This is a genomic window from Halorussus sp. AFM4 (assembly GCF_051194995.1).
Classification (GTDB): Archaea; Halobacteriota; Halobacteria; order Halobacteriales; family Haladaptataceae; genus Halorussus.
The window spans coordinates 109351-132493 of record NZ_JBNTJT010000001.1 but is presented as its reverse complement, the minus strand read 5'-3'; the positions used below and the strand labels follow the sequence as shown (position 1 = coordinate 132493).

The window sequence follows — 23143 nt, the reverse complement described above, 5'->3', positions numbered from 1 at the left end:
GTGAACGGCCGACCCGCTATAAGGCGCCCGACGGCGGGCGTTCGCGTATGCCAGACGACTCCGACACGCCACGACGACGCGACGTGCTCCGAACCGGCGCCGCCGCGGGCCTGCTCGGCGTCACCGGGCTGGCGCTCGACGGCGCGTCCGCCCAGGAGACGACGACCGCGCAGGCCGGCGGCCGGGGCGCCCTCTTCAGCTACAGCCTCCGTGAGGGCGACCGGTTCCGCATCCGCTACCGGCCCCGCGAGCCCTTCGGCGGGCCCGCGACCGAGACCGTCCCGGCGGCGTGCCTCGGCGGCGACCAGGACGCGGAGTACCAGCTGTTCATGGTCCGGGCGTTCCGCAACGACGAGGACATCGGCTTCCGCGGCCTGCTGGCGCCCGAGCGCGTGCTCGCCGAGGACCTGCTGGAGACGACCACCGCCGCGGCCGGCGGCGGGACCGAGACGGCCGCCGGGACCGCGACCGAGGCCGCGATGCAGGAGGAGACCACGACGGCGATGCAGGAGGGAACTCCGACCGAGGCCGAGGGCGAGACCACGACCGCGGCGGCCGGCGGCGTGCCGGAGCTCCAGCTCGGCGAGTGGTATCGGGTCACCTCCTCGGAGGCCTGCGACGGGCTGAACCGGCTCGCCATCGAGCCCGCCGAACCGCCACAGACGACGGTGGCGTAGCCGGGCCGGCGGTACCCGCGGCTCCGCGGCCGGTGCTCGCACGAAACCGACCCGCCAGCAGACGGGCGTCGACGAGCACCGCCGCTGCCGTCAGCCACCTGACAACAGGAAGACTGGTAACTGACACCCGACAGCCCGGCCGTATCGCCTTTAGGCGCGGCTGACGTGTCCCGGAGTGGACATGGCAACCTCCCGGAGCCGCCTGCGACAGGTCGTCGGCGTCGCCCGAGACCAGAACGTCCTGTTCCTGGCCGCGAGCGTCGCCTACTACGCGTTCGTCTCGCTGATTCCGCTGACGCTGCTGGTCGTCGTCCTCGGGAGCGTGCTGGGCGGGGAGGCGTTCGCGCGGTTCGTCGTCCAGCAGGTGGCGAGTTCGCTGTCGACGTCGGCCGAGCGGGTGCTCCAGCGGGCGCTCACGAACTCGACCGGCCGGACCGGCGCGGGCCTCGTCGGGGTCGTGGCGGTCGCGTGGAGCGCGTTCAAGCTGTTCCGGGGGCTCGACCTCGCCTTCTCGGAGGCCTACGGGACCGACCGCGACCCGTCGCTGGTGCAGCAGTTGGTCGACGGGGTCGTGACCGTCGCGCTGGTGGCGGTCGCGGTCGGGTTCGTGGTCGCGGTCGGCTACGCCCTCCGGAACCCCGCCGTCGGGCCGCGGGTCCCGCTCCGGAGCCTGGTCGGCAACCTGGCGCTTGCCGCGGGGCTGGTGGTGGCGTTCCTCCCGCTGTACTACGTGCTGCCACCGGTCGAGATGACCGTCCGGGAGGCGGTGCCGGGCGCGGTCGTCGCGGGCGTCGGCTGGGTCGCCCTCCACGCGCTGTTCCAGGTGTACCTCTCGAACGCCGCGCGCTACCAGGCGTACGGGGTCATCGGCGGGGTCCTGCTGCTGCTGACGTGGTTCTACTTCGCCGGCGCCGTCGTGCTGCTCGGCGCGGTGGTGAACTCGGTGCTCGGCGGGCGAGTCCGGCTGCGGGGCTGACTCGGGGCTCGGCGGCCCGGCGCGTCCGTTCGGCCGCGGCGTCGGCGTCCCCGACCGCGGGGTCGCGACGCTCGGCCGTCCCGTCGCTCGCCGCGGTCTCTCGCGGTGTCGGGTCGGCTGGCGGATTCGCGCTGCACCGCCTCGACTCCCGTCGTCCCGTCCGGCGTTGCCTCGACCCGGCCGTCAGGCAGCACGGTCAGCTCCGGAGTGCTCGCGCCGCCGCGGAACGCGGAGCGGTCGACCGCGAGGGCGGTCCGCTCGCCGTCCGGCAGCCCCGCCAGGACGCGGTAGTCCCCGGGGGCGTAGAGGACGAGTTCGAGGACGCCGTCGGCCGGGAACTCCACCGTCCGGTCGACGAGGATGCCGGCGCCGCGCGCGACCTCGACCGTCAGTTGCCGGGGCTCGGCGGCGGCGTTGCGGACGCGGACCGTGCGCGGCCTCGCGTCGTCGGCGTCGGGGAGGGCATCGGCATCTTGGATGGCGTCGGGTATGGGGTCGCCCGCGGCCCCGTCGCCGCGCCGGGCGCCGGTCCCGCGCCGGACCGCCACCGTCGCGAACGGGGCGCCGCGGTCCGACGGGTCCTCCCGGGTAGTTGTCGCGTTCACGCGCCGTTCCATACCGACTCCTTTCGGCCGCGTTACAAAAATCCTTCCGGAGATTCAAACGGCGGTTTCACTCTCCTCAGGGCCATTAGCGGCGAGATAAGGAGATGGCGTCGACGGTCGTCCTCAGCTCCCGGTCTCGGTCGTGGTCCACCACTCGACCAGGTCGGCGGTGCGCTCGCGCTCCTGCTCCATCTGGTGGCGCGGCGACTCGCGCTCCTTGTTGTCGAGGGCGTTCTTCTCGGCGATGTCGGCGGCGTCCTTGAACGCGGCCCGGGCGCCGTACTCCTCGCCGGTGCCCGAGAACAGCCCCTCGTCGGTGAACAGCCGGACCGTGCACTGGATGAGCGGCGTGCCGCGGTGCTTCTCCTTGTGCCGGTGGAACATCACGTTGGCCTCGAGGATGTCCATCTCCTGGTACTTGCCGTCGATCTCGTCGATGCGCTCGACGATGGACTCGCGGGAGAGCGTGTCCATCAGCTCGACGCCGAACACCTGCACGTCCGAGCGCTGCTCGTCGTCGCCGGTCCACGTCAGCGCCCGCAGCAGGTCGGTGATCGTCACGATGCCCGCGGGCGAGGCGAACTCCTCGGGGACGACCACCAGCGAGGAGTAGCCCTTCTCGTCCATCTCGGCGAACGCCTCGTCGAGGCCGGCGTCGAGCGGGATCGTCGCGCACGGCGAGTTCATCACGTCGCGGGCCGGGAGGTTGGTCATCCGGGCCTCGAGCCCCGACCGTTCGCCCCACCCGCCGTGGGTCCGGCCCTGGCTCTTCGAGACGCCGCCGCCGTAGGAGTCGGTCGCGTTGTTGTTGCCGCCCTGCTCCTGGTCCATCTTCCGGGTCGTGAAGTCCACGAGGTCGTAGAGGCTGATCATCCCGACCGCGTCGGTGTCGTCGATGACCGGGACGCGGGTGAACTTGTGGGTCCGGATGGTGTGGATGACCTCCCCGAGCGTGGTGTCGGGCTCGACCGACACCACGTCCTCGGTGTAGACGTCCGACACGTCGAGCGCCCCGAGGTTGTCCTGGACCATCCGGAGCAGGTCCTTGGCCCTGACCACGCCCCGCAGCACCTCCTCGTCGTCGAGCACGGGGAGCAGCTTGACCTGTCCCTCGACCATCAGCCGGGCGGTCTCGCGCACGTCCTCGTCGCGGGCCACCGTCGGCGGGTGGCGCAGGACCGACCGGACCTTCTCGTTGGGGTCGTGGTGCGAGCTCACGAGGTCCTTCCTGGTGACGATGCCCTCGTACTTGTCGCTCTCCCCCCGGACGACGATGGCCTCGAGGGTCTGGTCCTCGTCGAATATCCCGCGGATCTTCCCGAGTCGGGTGCCCGGGTTCACGTCCACGTACTCGGTCGTCACGGCATCGGTGATATCCATTTGTGCCCCACCTAACGGGGTTAGACCCTACCCGGGTTTGTACTTTCTTGCCGACTCGGGAACCGTTCCCGAATGCGGCGGTCGACGTCGTTCGCGTCGGCGTCGCTATGCGGGACGGGTCCCGCGGCCGCCTTGCGGTAGATTAGAATCTCAGTGATTGGTCGTACAGCGCCGTTATCCCGACTGTCGTCCGTCGCCGGTCCGGTAGGTTGTTGGATGTCCAGTCCCGCGCTTTCCACCTACGGTCCTATGTGGACGCTGCGTTCTGCTGTCCCCGCACCCCAATCGAGCGTAATCGTCTCGTCGCTTCCTGCCTTCCCGTAGAGCCGAACCGACTCGACGCGAGTTGTGGTCTCCCCTCTCGGTACACGGAGTCGAACTTCGGGCTGGTCGCTGCGACTCGTCGGTCCCAGTTCGGCGACGAACGTCCCGTCGCTCCCGCCGGAGTTCCGGACGGTGACCGCGGCCTCGATCGCCGACCCCTCCGTGGTCTCTGCGGGCACTTCGAACGCCGTGACAGCGAACTCGGGCGGCGCAGTCAGTGCATCGAGCACGTCCTGCGGAACCCTCCACGCGGCGTCGGGAGCCGACGACTCGCCCGTCCAGACCACCTTACCGGTGTTCGCGGACACCGACGCCGGTGCCGAGAGGGCAACGCTAACCGCGTTCTTTTTCCGTTGGTTCCGGTAGAGATCCCTCTCAACGACGCTGTACTGTCGCGAATCGAGGGAGAGGCGGACTGCGTCGCGGACGGTCTGGACCGGGTCCGGGACACCGTCGGTCGATACGTCGACGATCACGTACTGGGTGTCCGGCCGACGGTAGACCTCCGAATGGACCCCCGCCTTCACCACGACGAACATCAGTTGCGTGCGAACGGACTGTACAGTTACAGTCCCTCGTCCACCGCCGGTGGACTCCCCGATCGAGAGAACAGTCGGGGGCGGCGTGGTCGTGTCGATGTGGTGTTCGGTGGCGGTACAGCCAGCGAGGGCAGTACAGGGAAGCGAGGCACCGAGTTTGAGGAGGGACCGCCGGGAACGGTCGGGTACCATCGGTTTATCACGGCGCGTAACGGGCAAAGTTTTTGTGGTGGCTCCGGGCTCCGCAGTGCTCGATCGACGCTGTGCACCGAACGCCGTCCAGATGGGCACTCCCGCAGGGGGAACTCTTCCACCGACTACAACCGTGCTACTTCACCGCTTTGCGTCACGACTACTGGACAACTCGAAGACGGTTCCGCGTCGCGACTCGACGAGTGCCCACGGGGAACCGCTCACTCCAGCGTCGGCCGGATCTTCTCGACGGCGGCGTCGAAGTGCTTGCGCTCGATGGTGATCTCGTCGGCGTTCTCGTCGGCCTGCTCGACGCCCCAGGCCGCGGCGGCCTCCCGGATGGCCCGCATCGAGGCGTCCCGGACCACGGCCTCGAGGTCCGCGCCGGTGTACCCCTCCAGTTCGGCCGCGAGGTCGTCGAGGTCGACGTCGTCGGCCAGCGGCTTGTCGTCGGCGTGGACCGCCAGGATGGCCCGGCGACCCGCCTCGTCGGGCGCGGGCACCTCGACGTGCTCCTCCAGCCGGCCGGGCCGGAGCAGCGCCCGGTCGAGCGCGTCCCGGCGGTTGGTCGCGGCCAGCACGACCAGGTTGGGGTTCTCGGCGAGGCCGTCCATCTCGGTGAGCAACTGGGACACCACGCGCTCGGAGACCTCCGCGCCGCCGCCCATGCCGGAGCCGCGCTCGCCGGCGATGGAGTCGATCTCGTCGAAGAAGACGATGGCGGGGCTGGCCTGGCGGGCCCGGTCGAAGATCTCCCGGACCGCCTTCTCGCTCTCGCCGACGTAGCGGTCGAGCAGCTCGGGCCCGTCGACGTGGATGAAGTTGACGTCGCTCTCGCCGGCCAGCGCCCGCGCGAGCAGGGTCTTGCCCGTGCCGGGCAGGCCGTGGAGCAGGATGCCGGTCGGCGGCTCGGTGTTGGTCTGCTCGAAGAGGTTGCGGTAGGCCAGCGGCCACTCGACCGCCTCGGTCAGCGTCTGCTTGGCCTCCTCCAGGTCGCCGACCGCCGAGAAGTCTATCTCGGGCGACTCGGCGACGAACTCCCGCATCGCCGAGGGGTCGACCGACGCCATCGCGGTCTCGAAGTCGGTGCGGGTGACCTCGACCTCCATCAGCGCCTCGTCGCCGGCGCCGGCGTCGCGGGCCCGCCGGAGCGCCGCCATCGCCGCCTCGGTCGAGAGCGCGTGGAGGTCCGCGCCGACGAAGCCGTGGGTCGAGGCCGCCAGCCGGTCGAGGTCGACGTCGTCGGCAAGCGGCATCCCGCGGGTGTGGACGTCGAGGATCTCGCGCCGGCCGGCCTCCCCGGGCACGCCGATCTCGATCTCGCGGTCGAACCGGCCGCCGCGGCGCAGCGCGGGGTCGATGGCGTCGACCCGGTTGGTCGCGCCGATGACCACGACCTGGCCCCGGGACTCCAGGCCGTCCATCAGCGACAGCAGCTGGGCGACCACCCGGTTCTCGACGTCGCTCTCCTCGTCGCGCTCGCCGGCGATGGCGTCGATCTCGTCGAAGAAGAGGATGGTCGGCGCGTTGTCGCGGGCCTCCTCGAACTTCTCCCGGAGCCGCTCCTCGCTCTCGCCCTTGTACTTGCTCATGATCTCCGGCCCGGAGATGGTGATGAAGTGGGCGTCGACCTCGTTGGCGACCGCCTTGGCGATCATCGTCTTGCCCGTGCCGGGCGGGCCGTACAGCAGCACGCCCTTCGGCGGGTCGATGCCGAGCCGGCGGAACAGCGCCGGGTTCGACAGCGGGAGCTCGACCATCTCCCGGACCCGCTCCAGTTCCTCCTCCAGGCCGCCGATGTCCTCGTAGGTCGCGCCCGTCGTCTCTTGGGGCGCGGCGTCGTCGCTCGACCCACTGCCGACGGGGATGGAGATACTCCCCGGCGACGATTCGGTGGAGGTCCCCGACCCCGAGCCGAGCGAGACGGTCAGGCTAGTCTCGTCGGTCACCTTCACAATTCCGTCAGGAGTGGTCTCTGTCACGTGGAACATGCCGACATCGCCGAGCTGCTCAAGCCCGACTTGCTCGCCAGCCTTCACTGGACGGTCGCGCAGTTTCCGCTTGAGCGCCCGCTCCAGCGTCTCGCGGTCGTCCGGGTCGAACTCGGTCGTCGGAGTGAGAGTGACGGCCTCGGCGTCCTCGATGGAGACCGGCCTGACGGTCACCGTGTCGCCGATACTAAGTCCGGCGTTCGCCCTGATTTCGCCGTCAATCTGGATGACTCCTTCTGGAAGCGTGCCACCACCGGGCCAGAACTTGACGACGGTCTCACGCTCGGCCTCAAGGAGCAGTGTCTCGCCGCTGAGGACGCCCAGCGCCGACCGGGCCGACTCGGGGACGCGGGCGATGCCCCGTCCGGCGTCGCGCTTCTCGGCGCCCTGGACGGTGAGTTCGACTGCGGGGGAACCGTTCGCGTTCATGTCAACCTCTCGTTGCTCGGTCGTCTTGAGGGTTCCCCTGCGGCGGTCGCGGCGGGGCTCCCCGGACCGCGATTCGGAGTAATCTCCGACGGTGATAGAGGCGAGTCGAAACGCCCCGACGCCGGTCGGGGCAAACGATTTACTTTCGCCTCGTGTACCCACGAACATGGTCGTCAAAACCGAGCGCGACGAGATGACGTGGTACAAGTGCGAGGGGTGTGGGATGATGTTCGACGACGAGGACGACGCCGAGCAACACGAGGCCAACTGCGACCGCGAGGACCCCACGTACATCCAGTAGTCGCCGGTCGACCGGCGCAGGGCGGGGTCGAGGAACCGTTACGCCGCCTCGCTACCGCCCTCGGACGCCGTCTCGTTGCCGTCCTCGGACGTCGTCCCGTCCCGACCCTCGGTCGCCGCCTCGCTCCGTCCCTCCTCCATCTCGGTCGCGTTCCGTATCGCCACCTCGGCCGTCCGCCGGTACTCGTCGCGCGGGCTGAACTCGACGAGTACCGTGCCGGCGTCGACGGCTATCGTGTGGTCCGGCGCCATGTAGTAGGCCTCGCCGCCGGTGACGACGTCCTCGCGGTCGGCGTACCGCACGGTCATCCGCCCCGACAGCAGGTACCCCCAGTGGGGACACTGGCACCGGTCGTTCGGCAGTCCCGCCAGCAGCGCCGCGTCGTCGAAGTCCGCGGCGTACGCCTCGAAGCCGACGCGCATCTCGCCCCACTCGGCCTCCCGCATGTGGAGCCCGTCGCCGACGAACGCCGTTTCGAGCGCGGACAGCTGTGCGTGTCGTCCTTCTGGTTCTTCGGATGTCATGAATCGGACGCGGAGAACGGACGCCGTCCGGGGCCATAACCCTACGCCCGGGTCGGCTCGAAGCCGGCCGACCTGCCCCCGTAACGATCCGGCCTACGACCCGGCGCGCTCGCGGTGCTCGGCCGCCAGTTCCCTCGCCTCGGCCTCCGTCTGGCAGGCCTCCCACCGCACCCGGTCGCCCGAGCCGTAGGCCAGCGCGTCCTTGAGCTCGTCGCGGAGGACGCCCCAGCCGACCTCCAGCACCTCGCCGTCGGCGTCGCCGAGCTCGTAGACGCCGTACCGCTCGGGCGCGGAGCCGACCGTCGAGCGGTTCAGCCCTTGCCACTGCTTCGGGAGGGGCATTGCTCTCGGTCCTCCGTCACTCCTCGTCGACCATCTCGTACGACTCCTCGCCGAGTTCGTCCTCCTCGAAGACGAACACCCGGCCGCGGGCGGTCTCGGGGTCGGCCTCCACCTCGACGGCGTAGCCGTCCATCCGGACCGTGACGCCGGGGAACAGCTCCTCCTCCTCGCCGGGGTCGAGCATCACCCGGCCGACGCCCGTCTCCTCCAGGATCTCGTCGTGGGTGTTGCGGTCGTTGACGTAGGTCAGCACGCCCTCGGTCTCGGTCGGGTCGGTGACCAGGATCTGGATCAGCTTGCCGGGCTGGGTCCGGAGGGTGCCCGACTCCTTGGTCGGGACGCCCCGGTAGAACGCCTCCCGGCCGTCGGCGTACTCCACGACGATGCCGTCCTCCGTCAACTCCACGCCGAGCGTGTCGGGGGCCACGTCGTTGCGCGCGCTCATGTCCGGAGAATTGGCGCGGTGTCGGGAAAAGGGGTGCGCTTCGCCGTCCCTGACTCGGTCGGGGCGGCAGCCGCCGACCGCCCGTCGCCCTCGCTTGCACCAACCACCAGCGTCAATACGCCCCGCGAGAGAGTCCCGGACATGGACGGCCGCGCGTCTGCAGCCGCGGCGGGGACGGTGCTGAACGCCCTCGCCTGCGGCAAGGGGTCGGCGTTCGCCATCGACGCCGAGACGACCGCCGAGGTCGAACTCGACGCCTCCGGCGAGGCGACCGGCGAGGTCGCCGACGCGCCGGACGCCGACACCCGACTGATCGAGCGGTGTCTCGAACTCGCCGTCGCGGAGTACGGCGACAGCGAGGCGCTCGACCGCCTCGGCGCGGCGTCGCCGGCCGCGGTCGGCGGCACGGTCCGCACCACCAGCGAGGTGCCGATGGCGGCCGGGCTCAAGAGCTCGAGCGCGGCCGCGAACGCCACGGTGCTGGCGACGCTCGACGCGCTCGGGGTCGCCGACGAGGTGGACCTGGAGGACGCCTGCCGGCTCGGCGTGCGGGCGGCCCGCGACGCCGGCGTGACGGTCACCGGCGCGTTCGACGACGCCAGCGCGAGCATGCTCGGCGGCGTCACCGTCACCGACAACCGGACCGACGACCTGCTCGCGCGCGAACCCGTCGACTGGGACGTGCTGGTCTGGACGCCGCCCGAGCGCGCGTTCAGCGCCGACGCCGACGTCTCGCGGTGCGAGCGGATCGCCCCGGTCGCCGAACTGGTCGCCGACCTCGCGCTCGACGGCCGGTACGCCGACGCGATGACGGTCAACGGGTTCGCCTTCACCGCGGCGCTGGGCTTCCCGGCCGACCCGATGGTGGAGGCGCTGCCCGACGCCCGGGGCGTCTCGCTGTCGGGCACCGGCCCGAGCTTCGTCGCGGTCGGCGAGCGCGCGGCGCTGGAACCGATTGAGGAACGCTGGAGCGAACGAGAGGGTACCACATGGCTGACGACGACACGCAACGACCCCGCCCGGACGAGATGAACCTCGCGGAGCTCCGCGAGGAGATAGAGAGCATCGACCGCGAGATCGTCGAACTCATCGCGCGCCGGACCTACGTGGCCGAGACGGTCGCCCAGGTCAAGGACGAGCGCGACATGCCGACGACCGACGAGGACCAAGAGCAGCGCGTGATGGACCGCGCCGGCGAGAACGCCGAGCAGTTCGACGTGGACGCGAACCTGGTGAAGGCGATCTTTAGACTGTTGATAGAGCTGAACAAGGTGGAGCAACGGGAGAGTCGGTAGCCAAAATACGGGCCTTTCACGTCCTCTATCGAGCCCTCAGCGATTAGAAGCACGATTCTGAACAGAATTCAGTGAGTCTGACGTTCGAGCAGCAGACGGAAAACGAGAGTCGGCGCACGGTAGGGCATTCAACCACGACTATCTCTACGAGTACCATGCTTCGTTCAGGTGGTACTGTATCCTCTGTCCAGAGTCATTCCTCGTCGGTCGGTTCGAGTGGGACTCGTGTTACCTCGATGTCTTCGTAGTCTTTCTCGGAAGAGAGTACGTCCATCCCTCGTGTTTCTGCAATCGCTGCGTGGAACGCGTCGAACCGCGTCATTCCCTCGTCGTAGTAGTTGACGGCTTTCAGAACTACCTGTTTCTCTTCCTCGTTCCGCACGGGGACGAGTTCGAGCAGGTTCGCCACCAGCGGAACGTAGTCGAACTCGTAGCGTTCCCGGGCCAGGAGGAGTTCGAGATACGAGAACGGTGACGTTTCGACGTCGTATTCGACAAGGGCGTCCTCTGCGGAGCCCTGTAACCAATCAGTATCTTTGGCGAGTGCGAGCAGGAAATCCGTCTCGACGTACACCGTCATCTGTCGCCGCCGGCTTCCTCAGCCTCGTCTTTCGCCACCGTCTCGATGTCCTCTCGAATTTTCTCGACTGATGCGTCATGAAGCTCGCCTGCCGCCTCGCGGACAGCGGCAAGTGGGTCGTCCGCGACCGGAATCAGTTCGATTCTGTCCTCGTACATAACGATATGATACCTCTGGCCGTACTTCTCGCGCACCTCTTTCGGGATGTACAGTCGTCCCTGCCCATCCGTCTCTGTTGCCATAGATGAGACTACGTTACCACGGACAAAGAATCTTACCACTAACGTATGGTTGATGGTTCCCACTGACGCGCCTCAGTAGTGAGTATGGTGGATTTCATCTATCTGAACAAGGTGGAGCAGCGCGAGAGGCGGTAGCGTACAACATACTTTATCTGATAGTGAGGGGAAGAGTGCATATGCCCTTCCCAGTCGGACTCATTCCCGTCTTCGTTTTTGTTATAACTGTTGGAATCGCCGTACCTGTGACTCTCGGTGCCCATCTGTTCTATCGCAGTCGTGACGGGAGATTTAGGTCCGAACTACGAATCGCCCTCATCGAGGCCAGTGGACTGTATCTCGTCGGTATCCTCGTCGTATGGGCAATCGCCGGAGGACTCGAACTGTGGGAAATTGCGATAACGCTCCTCGTCGTTGGAGCCCTCGCTCTGGTTGTATTGACGGTATTTCCGCTGATAGTCGGACAGCGCGTTATTCAGCATTTCAGGGCCGTCGATCGAGAGACCGCATTACGATTTGCGACGTACGGATGGCCAATTGCGATGCTCGTCGTGTTCGGAATATTCATCGCTCCCGGCGGGCTCGTTCGCGGTGACCTCCTTTTGCTCGGTGGGGAGCGAATCTGCGTCGCAGGATTCTGCGGAATTAGTGTCTCGTTTGCGATGGCTCTGATTCTCGAATTGGTCGTGGCTGCACTCGGCCCCGGTCTCGTCGGATTGGCGCTCTACTCTTTAGCGGTGAGGACGTATGGGAAGAGAGCGAGCACGTAGTTGAAAACGATACTACAGAGGAAGATGCGCCAAAGTGAACGAAATCTGTAACGTCAGTTTGAGACCTGAACAAAGTTGAACAGCGTGATAAGCGGTAACGCACTATAGACGCAGTACGTACAGACTCTACGTTTTACACGCAGGGAATCCGTCGGTGACAATGGATGACTCACGCAGAGGAGATAGAGATTAGCGAGGTTCGACTGCTTCCCGAATTCACCCAGTACGACCCGAGAGAGGGCATCGTTTGGGTTCCCGATGCAATCAAACTCAAAATTCGTCGACAGTGTAGTTCGGGAGAGACGGTAGAATCTCTCCATTCATACACGTGTCTCGAACACGTTCTTCTCCTTCTCGACCAACTCGAAGAAGGCACCTCGGACACCGTTCTCTGGGGAAGTAGTGGCCTTGGAGTCGAGTTTACGGGGAGTTCCGTGACGTTATCTCACAAAGGTGTCAATCTTGTCGGCTCTCGTACCTCGATTCGGCAAGCAGTCGAAGACCTCATCCAAGAGATATTCGAAGAGCTTCGGCGACAAGGGGTTGATACCGACGAAGTGGCTCGACAACTCCAAGAAGGGCGCTTTGCTTCGCGGACAATCGAACCATTAGATATTCACGACCGTCTCATAGACTGAAAGCGGTAAAATACGCAAAATCTGTTACACCAGTACGAGACCTGAACAAGGTCGAGCAACGGGAGAGCAGGTAGTCGCCATCACTATTCCGGACACCCCATTGAGGAAGGGAGACGTCGGGACTGACCGGTCCGGTGAGTCGCTCAGCCCTTTCTCGTCCCGGTGTCCTCGTCCTCCTCGGTCAGTCGAATACCCGGTCTCGGAGTGTCGAAGGGTCGACCGCCTTTCAGACTGAACAGCACGTCCCGCGTGGAGAGGACGCGGATCTCGGGAAAGCGCCGCTGTTCGGTCTGGGCGTAGCTCACCAGGGCGACCAGGACCACGCCACCGAACGTGTTTCCGAGTAGCACAGGCAGCCAGAACTCGTACAACACCGTAATCAACCCCGGACCGGGAGCGCCGAGGAACACGAAGAAGAGCGCCTCGGCCCCCGAGGAGATCACGTGAAACAGGCCGACGGTGGGGATCATGTAGAAGACGAGGTAGATGACCACCACGCGCGAGATGGTGTCGTGCGCGGCAGTGCCGAGCCACACGACGCCGGCGACGAGCCACCCCGCGAACACCGCCTTGAAGAACACGTCCCACCATCCCGTTTCGAGGCCGTGGTGGACGAGCTCGGCACCCGCGCGCATCGCCTCCGGCGAGAGGACCTGCGTGTTGGCGAGGACGAACACGCCGATGCCCGCCCCGACGATGTTCGCCGCCAGCACGACGCCCCACATGTGCAACAGGAGCGGGAGGCTGGCCAGCCTCGTCAGCACCAGCTTGACCGGCGGTAACGTGTTCTCGGTGTACAGTTCGTGCCGCCCCAGGATGATGTACAGGAACCCGATCGGATAGAGCACGGAGGCGAGGAACGGGTTGTCCGGGAAGTTCGCGGTCCCGACCGCGTACCCGATGAACGTCAGGACGATCGCGAACCCCGCGGTGAGTCCGCTGAAGAACAGCTCCTGGGTGGTGCTGTCTATCGCCTCGTCGGCGGACGCGAGGAGCCGCTGGTGGATCTCCTCCCACGCGAAGCGATCGCTGAGCGCCCAGCCCTCGGCCGGGGCTCCCGACGCCGCTCGGTCGCGGGGGCGCACTCTGGGTGTCTCCTCGTCTTCGTCGTTCACATCGAGCCCTCTCGAAGCATTATCTCGCTTTTCGACAATGGGACTTGTGGCGACGGCCGGTGCGGACGCGGATGGGCTACTTCGGAATCGGAAGGGTGACGCGACCGTGTGCCGGAGACGTCACTGCTCCTCGTTCTCGGGAAGTACAGCAGCGGCGACCGCTCGTCCGGTTGTATCGGCCGCTCGCCGACGCGGAAGACCGGGTCGGCGTCCGCGTGTCGGTTCAGTACCGCTCGGCGAGGTCGTCGAGCGCCTCGTGGCGCTCGGTCGTGTGGGGCGCGGTCAGCGGCGAGACGCTGATCTTGCCCTCGTAGACCGCCCGGCGGTCCGTCCCCTCGGGGTCGGGCAGGCTGTCGCTGTCCATCTGCTGCCAGGTGCGGTCGTGGAGCGTGACCACGCCGTCCTCCTCGGTGGCGTCCATGTCGTAGACGTGGGAGGGCCGGGTGACGACCATCGGCGTGTGGCCCTCCGTGGGCAGCGGCGCGTTGACGTTGAGGTACTCGGCGTCCTCGAAGACGCCGGCGTCGGGCGCGCGCTCGACGAGGTACTTCACGGCCTCTGCGACCTCCTCGTACTCGGCGGGCTCGGTGTCGCGGGGCCACTCGCTCTGGGGGACGTGCAGCGACGCCGCGATGGCGGGCACCCCAAAGAAGGCGGCCTCGACCGCGGCGCTGACCGTGCCCGACCGGCCGAGGACGTAGGCGCCGATGTTCGCGCCCTCGTTACACCCCGAGACCACGATGTCGGGGTAGGGACCGAGCTCGGCCAGGCCGGCGACCACGCAGTCGGAGGGCGTCCCCTCCAGGGCGTAGCCCAGTTCGTGCTCGGCGACCGGCACCTCGTAGGTCATCGCCCGACCCACGGCGCTCTGGTCGTCGGCGGGCGCGACCGTGGTGACGTTGCCGACCTCCGAGAGGGCGTCGTAGAGGGCGCGGATACCGGGGCTGTCGATCCCGTCGTCGTTCGTCAGCAGGATCTCGCGGGCGTCGCTCATGGGAGAACGGTTACGGCCGGCGGTCAAAAGTCCTACTGCTAGTCCGGTCCCCGGAGCGCGGCTCCGGCGAATCGGCCAGAGTCGGGCGTTCCCACCGGCTCTCAGGCGGCCGCCGCGGCGTCGGCGACCCGACCCAGGAACAGCACCGCGCAGGTGGGTCGGTGGCGGACGACGAACAGGAACGGCCGGTCGGCGCGGAACGTCGGCGGGTTCGGGGTCGCGCTGGTGTTGACCACCTCGACGCCCGTGGCCGCGGCGGCCTCGGTGCCCTGCTCGTCGACCCGGACGTACGCCTCGTGGAGCACCGACCCGAGTTCGAGGTTCGCGTCGGCGTCGCCTTCGGCCATCCCGTCGAAATTGGCGCGCCGCGTGAACGCGGTCGGCATCCCCATCGCCGCTAGACGCTTCGCGAGCTTCAGCTTCGACCGGAACTCGAACTGCGGGAGTCGGACGTCGACCTTCCGCTCCTCGGTCGCGTCGAGCAGGTCTGCGAGGCGGTCGGCGTCGAGGCTCCGCTCGAACGCCCGGAAGCGCTCGCGGGGCGGCAGGAGCAGCGCCATCTCGGTGGTCCCGCCGGCGTAGGGCAGTTTCAGCACCTTCGCGCCGTCAGCTTCGGTGAACCCGAAGGCGGCCTTCTGGCGCATCATCGGGACCTCGTCGGTCGACCCGTCGAGCGCGGTGAACTCACCGGGTTCGGTGGCGGCCTCGTCGAAGGTGTCGGCCCAGTTCGCCCGGAAGTACACCGCGTTGGCGAGCACGAGCCGGGTCCGGGCGTCGATGGTCCCCTCCGGGAACAGGTCGGGTATCCGCTCCTCCGTCCGGTCGGCGACCCAGCCGTTGATCGCTTTCCGGGCCTTCTCGGGGCGTTTCCGGAAGTTCACGCGGCCGAGGCCCGCGCCGTAGTACCGCTCGAGGGTCGTCAGGAACTCCTCGCGGAACGGGTAGGCCGACTGCCCCCAGAGCGCGTTCGCGCCGCTGAGTCGGAACGGCGCGCCGTCGTCGCCTGTCGAATCCCCCGTGGTCGACGTCTCGTCTTCCTCGGCCGACCCGTCGGACAGCGGCAGGTCCGCCCGGAGCGCGGCGACCGACTCGTGGAGCGCCTCGCCGGTCGGCCGGAAGCGCATCGTCTCGGCCAGCTCGGTGCGGGTCTCGCCCCGGGCGCCGGCGTAGGTCATGGCGAGCGCGACGCCGACGCTGTACGGCGAGAGGAACCGGTTCTCGTTCGGCGCGTCGTCGGCGAGCCGGCCGAGCAGCGCGAGGCCGAAGTCGGCGTTGCCGGCGACGTACTCGTCGGTCGGCGCGTCGACGTCGGGGAGGCCCCCGCCGTCGGGAGTGGCCGGTGCGGGACTGCCGGCCGGGTCCGGCGCGGTCGCGGCCGAGGGCGCCGAGTCGGCCCCGAGGCACCCGGCGAGCCCCGCGGCTCCGACGCCTGCGAGCGCGGAGAGGAGGCGGCGGCGATTCGGGCTCGATGGAGGGCGGCGTTCCATGTGCGAGGAGTGGACAGCCGGGGTTGAGTATCTTCCCGAGAGTGAAAGGGGCGTTTCAGCCTTCCCACCGGCGAGGCGCGGCGGGCCGGCCGCGTGCTAGCAGAGGTGTAGTGAGGGCCGACCGTTACCGCCGCGCCGGGTGGTCGTCGGCCAGCCTCGTGCGACCCGCCTCCTCGAAGAGGTTCTCCCGGAGCGTCTCGCCCTCGTAGCCCTCGCGGACCAGGCCGCGCTCGCGGAGCTCCGGCACCACCATGTCCACGAAGTCCCGGAGGGTGCCGGGCCGGACGACCTCCTTGACGTTGAAGCCGTCGACGCCGACGTCCTCGTACCAGTGCTGGAGTTCGTCGGCGACCTGCTCGGGGGACCCCACGACGACCGGCGAGGTCGTGCCGAGGCCCGCGAACTCCGCGACCTCCCCGACCGTCCAGTCGCGGTCGGGGTCGTTCTTGGTGAAGGCGTTGATGGCGCCCTGGATGGCGTCGGTCTCGATGTGCTCGACCTCCTGGTCGGGGTCGAGTTCGGAGAAGTCAAGGTCGATGAAGCCCGCGAGCAGCGCGAGCGTCGCCTCGGTGTCGACGTTCTCGGCGTAGGTCTCGTACTTCTCGCGGGCGATCTCCTCGGTCTCGCCGACGACGGGGACGATGCCGGGGAAGAACCGGAGGTCGTCGGGGTCCCGGCCCCGCTCGGCGGCCCGTTCGCGCATGTCCTCGACGTAGTCCCGGACGCCCTCCTCGGTGGGCTGACTGACGAAGACGGCCTCGGCGTTGTCGGCGGCGAACTCGCGGCCGCGCTCCGACGACCCCGCCTGGTACAGGACCGGCGTGCGCTGGGGCGAGGGCTCGCAGCCGTGCGGCCCCGGCACGTCGAAGTACTCGCCCTCGAAGTCGATGGCGTCGACGCCCTCGGGGTCGGTGAACACCCCGCTGTCGCGGTCTCGGACCACGGCGTCGTCGTCCCAGCTCTCCTCCCAGAGCGCGTAGCAGACGTCCATGAACTCGTCGGCCCGGTCGTAGCGCTCGTCGTGGTCCATCCGCTCGGCGACGCCGAGGTTCCGGGCCGCGCTCTCGAGGTAGGAGGTGACGATGTTGAACGCCACCCGGCCGTCGGTGACGTGGTCGAGCGTCGACAGCTCCCGGGCCAGCTGGTAGGGGTGGTTGTAGGAGGTCGACTTGGTGACCGCGAACCCGAGGTGGTCGGTCACCGACGCCATCGCGGGCACCAGGTACGCGGGGTCGTTCGACGGCGTCTGGATGGCGTTCTCGATGGCGGTCTCGCGGTCGCCGCCGTAGACGTCGTAGACGCCCCGGACGTCCGCGAAGAACACCCCGTCGAACCCGCCGCGTTCGGCGGTCCGGGCCACGTCGAGCCAGTAGTCGGTGTCCGTGTACCGGTGGGACTGGTCGCCCGGCGTCCGCCAGTTGCCGGTCGTGACGTGCTCCACCGAGTTCATCGTGAAGAGGTTGAGGTGGATGTAGTCGCTGCTCATTGGCTCGGAGGACGGACTCGCCGGGGGAAAAGCCGGTGATACCGGCGAGACGTGCGGCCGACCGCCGGGGCGACGTCTCAGTCGTCGGCCTGCGTGACGAACCGCCGCGTGTCGCCGGCGAGGTCGGCGATGGCGCGCCGCTTGAGGACGACGAACCCGGCGAACACGACGAGGAATCCGACGACGGTGAGCGGCGTTATCGACTCGCCGAGGACCGCGACGCCGACGGCGGTCGCGACGACCGGCACGAGGTAGGCGACCAGCGACGTCTCCAGCGCGCCCCGGACCTCGAGGAGCGTGAAGTAGATGACGAAGGCGAGGGCGGTGGCGAAGACCCCGAGGTACGCGACCGCTCCGACGGCCGCCGGGGTCCGCGGGAGCGCGAACGGTTCGCCCAGCCCCGCGCTGACGGCGTGGAGGACGACCGCGCCGACGAACATCGACCACCCCGTGAGTGCGGTCCTGTCGAGCGTCGGGCGGGCGCGCTGGATCAGGACGCCGCCGAGCGCCACGCCCGCGACCTGGAGCAGGATGAGCAGTCGGCCGAGGACGTCGTCGCCGAGCAGGTTCGCGGGGTCGGGCCGGACGATGAGCCCGACGCCGACGAGTCCCAGCGCGATGCCCACCGCGCCGCGGGCCGAGACGCGCTCCTCGGGCAGCAGGAGGAGCGCCCACAGCGACGTCGCGATGGGGACGAGGCTCTGCAGGATGGCCGCCACCCCGCTGGGGACGGTCTGCTGGCCCACGAAGAGGAAGGCGTTCGCGGCGACCAGGAACAGCCCGCCAGCGAGGACGGCGCCCGCGCTGGCCCGGTCGGTCGGCCAGAACTCGCCGTCGCCCACCAGCGCGTAGCCGAGCAGTAGGACCGCGGCGACGTCGTAGCGGAAGGCCGCGAACAGCACGGGTTCCAGCGATTCGAGACCCACTGAGATTGCCAGGAACGAGAACCCCCACAGCGTGGCGAGCGCCGCGAACAGGCCGACGGTGGCGGTGCGGTGGTTCACGGAGGGCTCAGCAGGAGCAGTAGTACTCCTGGGTGCCGAACTCGGTGGTCAGGAGCTGATAGGCCGGCCCGGGGTCCGACGGTCGGTACACGCCGGTCGTGAAGTCGTCGCGGGCCTCGAACTCGCCGGACAGCAGCGACAGCCAGTCCCGCTTGCCCAGCACGTCCGCGAAGCCGTCGGTCCCCAGCGCCTTGAAGTAGTCGGCGAGGTAGACCCACCGGCCGTCGCGGATCTCGTCGGACTCGTAGGTCTCGCCGACCGCGTCGCTGTAGGCCGCCAGCGGGAGGTTCGCGCCGGCCCGGACCGGCAGCGAGATCCACTTCCACGGCCGGGTGTTGACGTCGATGAGGACGTACTCCTCCCGGTCGCCGTCGTAGAGGAACTCGGCCTCGCTGATGCCGTAGTAGCCGGTCTCCTCCAGCACCGCGAGCGCGTTCTCCTCGACCTGCGGGGCGTCGGCGCGCTGGACCACGCAGGAGGTGCCGTACCCCAGCGGGTACCGGACCCGGGCGTTGCCGACGAACGAGACCGCCTCGCCCGACTCCGGGACGTAGGAGGCCAGCGAGCAGTCCTCGCCCTGCACCGCGGGCACCTTCTCCTGGGCCATCACCCGGATGCCCTCCGCGGCGGCGTTGGCCACCACGTCCTGGAGTTCGGCCTCGTCGGCGACCTCGATGACGTTCGTGCCGACCGCCTCGGAGAACTTGCGCTTGAGCGCGGGCTTGATGACCAGCGGGAAGCCGAGTCGCTCGGCGGCCTCGGCGGCGGGAACGCCGTCGCGGCTCCCGCCGCTCGCGCCGACCGGGCCGGGGTCGCCGCCGGTCTCGGCCGGGTCGGTCTCGGCGATGCGGTAGGTCTCGGGGTACGGGACGTCGAGGTCCTCGGCGACCGCGTACAGCGACTCCTTGTCGAGCACGCGGTCGACGGTCTCGCGGTCGGCGAACGGGAGCCGGACGCCCTCGGGTTCGGTCCGGGAGAAGGCGTGGACCCACTCGTCCATGCAGCCGAACGCGACCGCCTCGTGGTCGAGCCGGCTCGTCAGCTCCTCGACGTCCTCGCGGAAGCCCTCCTCGTCGTCCAGCGGGTAGGTGACCCGGCCCGCGAAGTCGACCGCCTCGGAGTAGGGCGCGACGCCCCTCTCGTTGCGGTCGACGGCGATGACCGGCACGTCGCGGGCCTTGAGCGCGCGAGCCACGCTCAGCCCGGTGACGTGGGCGTTGCAGACGATGGCCGGCGGGCGGTCGAAGTCGGCGTCCGCGAGTTCGTCGCGGAGCCCCTCGAACGAGCGAAAGCTTGCCATACAGGCGATTGTCGCCGGGCGCGCTAAAAGCCCACCGAGTCGGCAAGGGACACCGGGGGCTGGGACGCGCGATCGCGAACGGAGTTTCGGTAGACTGCCCGACGTTCTGTCCGATCCCGCCGGGCGTGTCACTGGATTTAACTCGGTCCGGTCTTCACTCCGCGCCATGGACGCAGTGAGCAACCCGCCAGGGCTCACCGATTTCGACGCGTCGGCGGCGCTGTCTGCCGTCAGGGGCGTCGCGGGCGACGACCTCCGGGCGTTCGTCGAGTACGACGACGAGACGTACAACGCCCTCTTCATCGCGGAGCGCATCGTCGACGCATTCGGCGGCCAAGCTGCGATCGACGAGTTCGCCGAGAAGCTCCACTTCAACTACAAGCTCGACTTCACCGAGCGGGACATGTACGAGGACCTCTACGCGCCGCTCGGCGACGTCGGCGCCTTCGCGGTGTTCCTCGACCGGGAGACCATCATCCGGTACGTCGGCGAGCGGGAGGGCATTTACGTGTCCGTCGACCCGGGGGCGAACGCGACTCCAGTCGTCGAGGCGCTGACCGACGCCGTGGAGGCCGACGGATGACCGCGTCGGTGGCGGCCGAACTGACCGAGGCCCGGAACGTCCTCATGCTTGCGCGGTCGATGAGCCCCGAGAGCGGCGAGGTCCACGAGGACCTCCTCGCGAGTCGAGCCCTCGGGGAAGAGCGGCTACTGGTTCTGACGTTCCGGCCGCCGGAGCGGTGGGTCAGGCGGTTGCGCTCTCGGTACGAGCGGATGCCCGCCGAGACCGAGATCATCGCGCTGAACGAGACCGGCGCTCCCGCGCAGGTCGGTACCGACGACGTCTCCGTGACGACCCTGAACCCGACCGACCTCACCGGCGTCGGGATGGCGGTCAGCGACGTCATCCAAGCGTGGGCCGGCGACGACGCCCAGACGGTCGTCTGCTTCGACTCGGTGACCGAGTTCCTCCAGTACGCCGACCGGTCGACGATGTACCGGTTCCTCCGGGTCGTGACCCGCCGGTTCGACGCCGTCGACGGGTTCGCCCACTTCCACATGGACCCCGACGCCCACGACACCGAGACCATCGCCACCCTGAAATCGCCGTTCGACGCTATCGTCGACGCCAGTAGCCCCGACGAAGTCACCGTCTCGACCCGCTTCTGATTCTGCTTCTACACCGGCATCGCGTCCACGATCGTCTCCTCGTCGACCACGAGGTTGTACGCCTCCTCGTCGTCGTTCCACAGCACCAGCACCTGCTCGAACGACAGCAGGTCGCCGTAGTCGGCCTCTCGGAGGTCGGCGTTGAGCGACGTCTCGTTGGTCAGGACCGCGAAGTGGTCGACCGACTCGCTGCCGTCGCCGACCTTGAACAGCGGGTTGCGGTCGCCCTCGGCCAGCGAGTGGCTGAGCTTCACCGCCACGAGGTCGATGCGCTCGGTGACGTGGCGCTCCATCTCGGCCATCTTCGCCACCTTCCCGGCGTCGAGCGTCAGGTCGGCCTTCCGCCGGCCGTCGGGCCGCAGAATCGAGTAGGAGAACTGGACGTCGACGTTGACGAACTCGCCGGTCGCGCCCGCGGCTTCGTGGAGCTTGCGCTGGAACGCGGGCACCTCGAGGTCGGGCTTCACGTCGAACGACCACCCGCGGTCCGTCGGGCGCTCGCCCGGCCAGAGCCGGAGCGTCGGCGCGAAGACGGTCGCGGCGCCCGCCTCGTCCGCGATCTCGCGCTCGACCTCGCGGAGCCCGATGCTGGTCTCGCGGTCGGCGGGCTCGATCGCGAGCACCGACCCGTCGTCGGCGAGGCAGTCGAGGTAGCGCCGGACCACCGCGGCGGGGTCGCCCAGTTCGTTGAGGACGTTGGCGAACAGGACGAGATCGTACTCGCCCCCGGGGTCGAACTCCTCGGCGGTCTCGCGGTGGACCTCGACGTGGAAGTTCCGGCCGACCCCGGAGGTCATCCGCTCGAACACGTCGGCGGCCGCGCTCGGCTCGACCGCGTCGTACTCGACGAGGGCGGGGCGAGATTCCGTCTCGCCGCCCTCCGAGCCGCGCTCGGAGGCCCCGTCGGGCAGGTAGTCCGCGATGCCGAGCGCCGGGCCGCCGACGCCCGCCCCGACGTCGAGAACCCGGAGGCGGTGGTCCACCAGCCCGGACTCGGCGAGTTCGTGGAGCACGTACTGGGCCACCGCGTAGTTGTCCGGTAGGTGGTAGACCGCGTAGCCGAGCGCGGCGGTCTCGTCGTACTCGACCGGGTTGTTCCGGAAGTAGTCCTCCTTGAGCCGCCGGACGGTCTCGCGGAGCCGGTCGCCCGACTCGCCCTCGTGCCAGTCCGGCCCCCACCGCTCGACCAGCAGGTCCTCCAGGAGCCGGCCGTACTCGACCGGGAACGCCTCGACGCCGCGGAACGCCGGCGAGATCGGTCCCTCTGCGACCGGCTCGAAGGCGCCGTCCTCGCGCTCGACCAGGCCGAGCGACGGGGCCTCCTCCCGTAGGATCTGCCGGACGACGCCCGGGTGGGGTTGCCCGTCGACGTACTCGGAGATCTCGTCGGGGTCGATGGGCCGGACCTCCCGGAGGTACTTGGCGTTCTCCCGGACCTTCTCGCGCGTGTCGTCGTTCATCGGTCGTCCTCCCGTCCCGTCTCGTCGGATTCGGACTGTCCCGCGTTCTCGCTCGCCTCGCGGTACAGCGCCTCGAACTGCTCGCCGTCTGCGTCGGCGAGCCGTGCCGCGGCCTCGGCGACGTCGTCGGCGCCCCCGAACGTCGACTGGATCTCGGCGTACACCGACGGCGCGTTACCCGTGACCTGGTCGGCCACGTCGCGGAGCGCCTCGAACACCGGCGTCGTCAGCCCCGCGGGCACGTCGTCGGCCGCCAGCGCGAACGCCAGCACCGCGGCGTGGGCGCCAGCCTGCACGGTCTCCATCGCCTCGTCGTGCTCGGCCGGCGTGGTCTCGACAAGTCGGTTACCCGCGGCTTCGAGCGCTTCGAACAGGCGGTCGGTGACGGGCCCGGGCTCGTCGGTCACGACCGCGACGTTGCCCGGCGCGTTGGCCGCCGCGAACAGCGGGTGGAGGCTGGCCCGCTCGCGGTCGGGCGCGGCGGCCGCCATCGCCTCGACCGGGGCGGCCATCTGGCCGGTCACGTCGAGCATCGCCCGCTCGGCTCGCGGCGCGTGGCGCTCGATGGCGTCGGTCGCGGCCGAGATGGGAACCGCGACGCAGACGGCGTCGAACCGCTCGTCGGTCGCGGTCGGGACCGCCCGGCCGCCGACCTCGCGGGCGGCCGCCTCGGCGACGTCGGGGTCGCGGTCGGCGAACGCCAGGTCGACCCCGTCGGTGTCGAAGTCGGCGTCAGTGTCGGTGTCGGCCTCGCTCCCGGAGTCGTCGCCGAGCTCGGCCGCCGCGACGCCGCCGAACCACCGGCCCATCTCGCCCGCGCCGACGACGAGTAGCTTCATCGGGCGGAGATAGCCGGCCGGGTCTCAAAAGGGGTTCGCTC

Annotated in this window: 26 protein-coding genes; 9 read left to right on the top strand and 17 right to left on the bottom strand. The window is 68.9% G+C overall.

Translation table 11 applies throughout. The annotated features are described in order from the left end of the window. Positions 1-47: 47 nt before the first annotated feature. Both ACQUQF_RS00655 and ACQUQF_RS00650 read left to right on the top strand, forming a co-directional pair. The gene (locus ACQUQF_RS00655; RefSeq protein WP_435174619.1) at positions 48-677 is read left to right on the top strand and encodes a hypothetical protein; all 630 of its coding nucleotides are present in this window, start codon (positions 48-50) and stop codon (positions 675-677) included. Positions 678-858: 181 nt separating this feature from the next. Further along, complete coding sequence (locus ACQUQF_RS00650; protein WP_435174617.1) at positions 859-1653, top strand: YihY/virulence factor BrkB family protein; 795 nt, start codon at positions 859-861, stop codon at positions 1651-1653. On the opposite strand, the gene ACQUQF_RS00645 is transcribed toward ACQUQF_RS00650, so the two are convergent. The 4 genes from ACQUQF_RS00645 to ACQUQF_RS00630 form a co-directional block, all read right to left on the bottom strand. Beyond that, on the bottom strand, positions 1575-2270 hold the full coding sequence (locus tag ACQUQF_RS00645; RefSeq protein ID WP_435174615.1) for a hypothetical protein: 696 nt from the start codon (positions 2268-2270) through the stop codon (positions 1575-1577). The two genes, ACQUQF_RS00650 and ACQUQF_RS00645, sit on opposite strands and share 79 nt — an antisense overlap. A 111-nt stretch (positions 2271-2381) precedes the next feature. Next, positions 2382-3638, bottom strand: a complete 1257-nt coding sequence (locus ACQUQF_RS00640; protein ID WP_435174613.1) for a CBS domain-containing protein — start codon at positions 3636-3638, stop codon at positions 2382-2384. A gap of 239 nt (positions 3639-3877) precedes the next feature. Continuing rightward, a complete protein-coding gene (locus ACQUQF_RS00635; RefSeq protein ID WP_435174611.1) occupies positions 3878-4693 on the bottom strand; it encodes a hypothetical protein in 816 nt (271 codons plus the stop codon). 221 nt (positions 4694-4914) lie between these two features. After that, positions 4915-7113 (bottom strand): CDC48 family AAA ATPase, encoded by a 2199-nt coding sequence (locus tag ACQUQF_RS00630; RefSeq protein WP_435174609.1) that lies wholly within the window; start codon positions 7111-7113, stop codon positions 4915-4917. A gap of 166 nt (positions 7114-7279) precedes the next feature. Between ACQUQF_RS00630 and ACQUQF_RS00625 the strand changes: the two genes are divergently transcribed. Beyond that, complete coding sequence (locus ACQUQF_RS00625; protein WP_435174606.1) at positions 7280-7414, top strand: DUF7128 family protein; 135 nt, start codon at positions 7280-7282, stop codon at positions 7412-7414. 38 nt (positions 7415-7452) lie between these two features. On the opposite strand, the gene ACQUQF_RS00620 is transcribed toward ACQUQF_RS00625, so the two are convergent. The 3 genes from ACQUQF_RS00620 to ACQUQF_RS00610 form a co-directional block, all read right to left on the bottom strand. Further along, the gene (locus tag ACQUQF_RS00620) at positions 7453-7938 is read right to left on the bottom strand and encodes a hypothetical protein (protein WP_435174604.1); all 486 of its coding nucleotides are present in this window, start codon (positions 7936-7938) and stop codon (positions 7453-7455) included. Positions 7939-8031: 93 nt separating this feature from the next. Then, entirely contained in the window at positions 8032-8280 is a 249-nt protein-coding gene (locus ACQUQF_RS00615; protein WP_435174602.1) for a DUF7508 domain-containing protein, read from the bottom strand. A 16-nt stretch (positions 8281-8296) separates the two neighbouring features. Beyond that, positions 8297-8725, bottom strand: a complete 429-nt coding sequence (locus ACQUQF_RS00610; RefSeq protein ID WP_435174600.1) for a DUF5796 family protein — start codon at positions 8723-8725, stop codon at positions 8297-8299. A gap of 141 nt (positions 8726-8866) precedes the next feature. Between ACQUQF_RS00610 and ACQUQF_RS00605 the strand changes: the two genes are divergently transcribed. Further along, a complete protein-coding gene (locus ACQUQF_RS00605) occupies positions 8867-9757 on the top strand; it encodes a shikimate kinase (RefSeq protein ID WP_435174598.1) in 891 nt (296 codons plus the stop codon). Further along, entirely contained in the window at positions 9715-10020 is a 306-nt protein-coding gene (locus tag ACQUQF_RS00600; protein WP_115796507.1) for a chorismate mutase, read from the top strand. Before ACQUQF_RS00605 ends, ACQUQF_RS00600 begins: the two co-directional genes overlap by 43 nt. Positions 10021-10213: 193 nt before the next feature. Here ACQUQF_RS00600 and ACQUQF_RS00595 read toward each other — a convergent pair whose 3' ends face one another. Continuing rightward, a complete protein-coding gene (locus tag ACQUQF_RS00595) occupies positions 10214-10600 on the bottom strand; it encodes a PIN domain-containing protein (protein ID WP_435174595.1) in 387 nt (128 codons plus the stop codon). Continuing rightward, complete coding sequence (locus ACQUQF_RS00590; protein ID WP_435174593.1) at positions 10597-10842, bottom strand: AbrB/MazE/SpoVT family DNA-binding domain-containing protein; 246 nt, start codon at positions 10840-10842, stop codon at positions 10597-10599. The genes ACQUQF_RS00595 and ACQUQF_RS00590 overlap by 4 nt, the downstream gene beginning before the upstream one ends. A 176-nt stretch (positions 10843-11018) precedes the next feature. Between ACQUQF_RS00590 and ACQUQF_RS00585 the strand changes: the two genes are divergently transcribed. Together ACQUQF_RS00585 and ACQUQF_RS00580 are read left to right on the top strand one after the other, a co-directional pair. Beyond that, positions 11019-11609, top strand: coding sequence for a hypothetical protein (locus ACQUQF_RS00585; RefSeq protein WP_435174590.1), 591 nt, complete (start codon positions 11019-11021; stop codon positions 11607-11609). A 164-nt stretch (positions 11610-11773) separates the two neighbouring features. After that, positions 11774-12247 (top strand): hypothetical protein, encoded by a 474-nt coding sequence (locus ACQUQF_RS00580; RefSeq protein ID WP_435174588.1) that lies wholly within the window; start codon positions 11774-11776, stop codon positions 12245-12247. Between the two features lie 143 nt (positions 12248-12390). On the opposite strand, the gene ACQUQF_RS00575 is transcribed toward ACQUQF_RS00580, so the two are convergent. The 6 genes from ACQUQF_RS00575 to ACQUQF_RS00550 all read right to left on the bottom strand — a co-directional run bounded on the left by ACQUQF_RS00575 (position 12391) and on the right by ACQUQF_RS00550 (position 19633). Beyond that, entirely contained in the window at positions 12391-13362 is a 972-nt protein-coding gene (locus tag ACQUQF_RS00575) for a formate/nitrite transporter family protein (RefSeq protein WP_435174586.1), read from the bottom strand. 223 nt (positions 13363-13585) lie between these two features. Next, positions 13586-14356: a 5'/3'-nucleotidase SurE gene (gene surE, locus ACQUQF_RS00570; protein ID WP_435174584.1), complete on the bottom strand. Its 771-nt coding sequence runs from the start codon at positions 14354-14356 to the stop codon at positions 13586-13588. A gap of 101 nt (positions 14357-14457) precedes the next feature. Then, complete coding sequence (locus ACQUQF_RS00565) at positions 14458-15843, bottom strand: serpin family protein (RefSeq protein ID WP_435174582.1); 1386 nt, start codon at positions 15841-15843, stop codon at positions 14458-14460. Positions 15844-15967: 124 nt separating this feature from the next. After that, positions 15968-17329, bottom strand: coding sequence for an LLM class flavin-dependent oxidoreductase (locus ACQUQF_RS00560; protein WP_435174580.1), 1362 nt, complete (start codon positions 17327-17329; stop codon positions 15968-15970). A 77-nt stretch (positions 17330-17406) separates the two neighbouring features. Further along, positions 17407-18333: a DMT family transporter gene (locus ACQUQF_RS00555; protein ID WP_435174578.1), complete on the bottom strand. Its 927-nt coding sequence runs from the start codon at positions 18331-18333 to the stop codon at positions 17407-17409. 7 nt (positions 18334-18340) lie between these two features. Further along, entirely contained in the window at positions 18341-19633 is a 1293-nt protein-coding gene (locus tag ACQUQF_RS00550) for a carboxylate--amine ligase (RefSeq protein WP_435174575.1), read from the bottom strand. A gap of 166 nt (positions 19634-19799) precedes the next feature. Between ACQUQF_RS00550 and ACQUQF_RS00545 the strand changes: the two genes are divergently transcribed. Continuing rightward, positions 19800-20216: a hypothetical protein gene (locus tag ACQUQF_RS00545; RefSeq protein WP_435174572.1), complete on the top strand. Its 417-nt coding sequence runs from the start codon at positions 19800-19802 to the stop codon at positions 20214-20216. After that, complete coding sequence (locus ACQUQF_RS00540; RefSeq protein ID WP_435174569.1) at positions 20213-20803, top strand: DUF7504 family protein; 591 nt, start codon at positions 20213-20215, stop codon at positions 20801-20803. The genes ACQUQF_RS00545 and ACQUQF_RS00540 overlap by 4 nt, the downstream gene beginning before the upstream one ends. A gap of 8 nt (positions 20804-20811) precedes the next feature. Here ACQUQF_RS00540 and ACQUQF_RS00535 read toward each other — a convergent pair whose 3' ends face one another. After that, positions 20812-22263, bottom strand: a complete 1452-nt coding sequence (locus tag ACQUQF_RS00535) for a small ribosomal subunit Rsm22 family protein (protein WP_435174566.1) — start codon at positions 22261-22263, stop codon at positions 20812-20814. Further along, positions 22260-23102, bottom strand: a complete 843-nt coding sequence (locus tag ACQUQF_RS00530) for a prephenate dehydrogenase (RefSeq protein ID WP_435174563.1) — start codon at positions 23100-23102, stop codon at positions 22260-22262. Before ACQUQF_RS00530 ends, ACQUQF_RS00535 begins: the two co-directional genes overlap by 4 nt. Positions 23103-23143 lie beyond the last annotated feature (41 nt).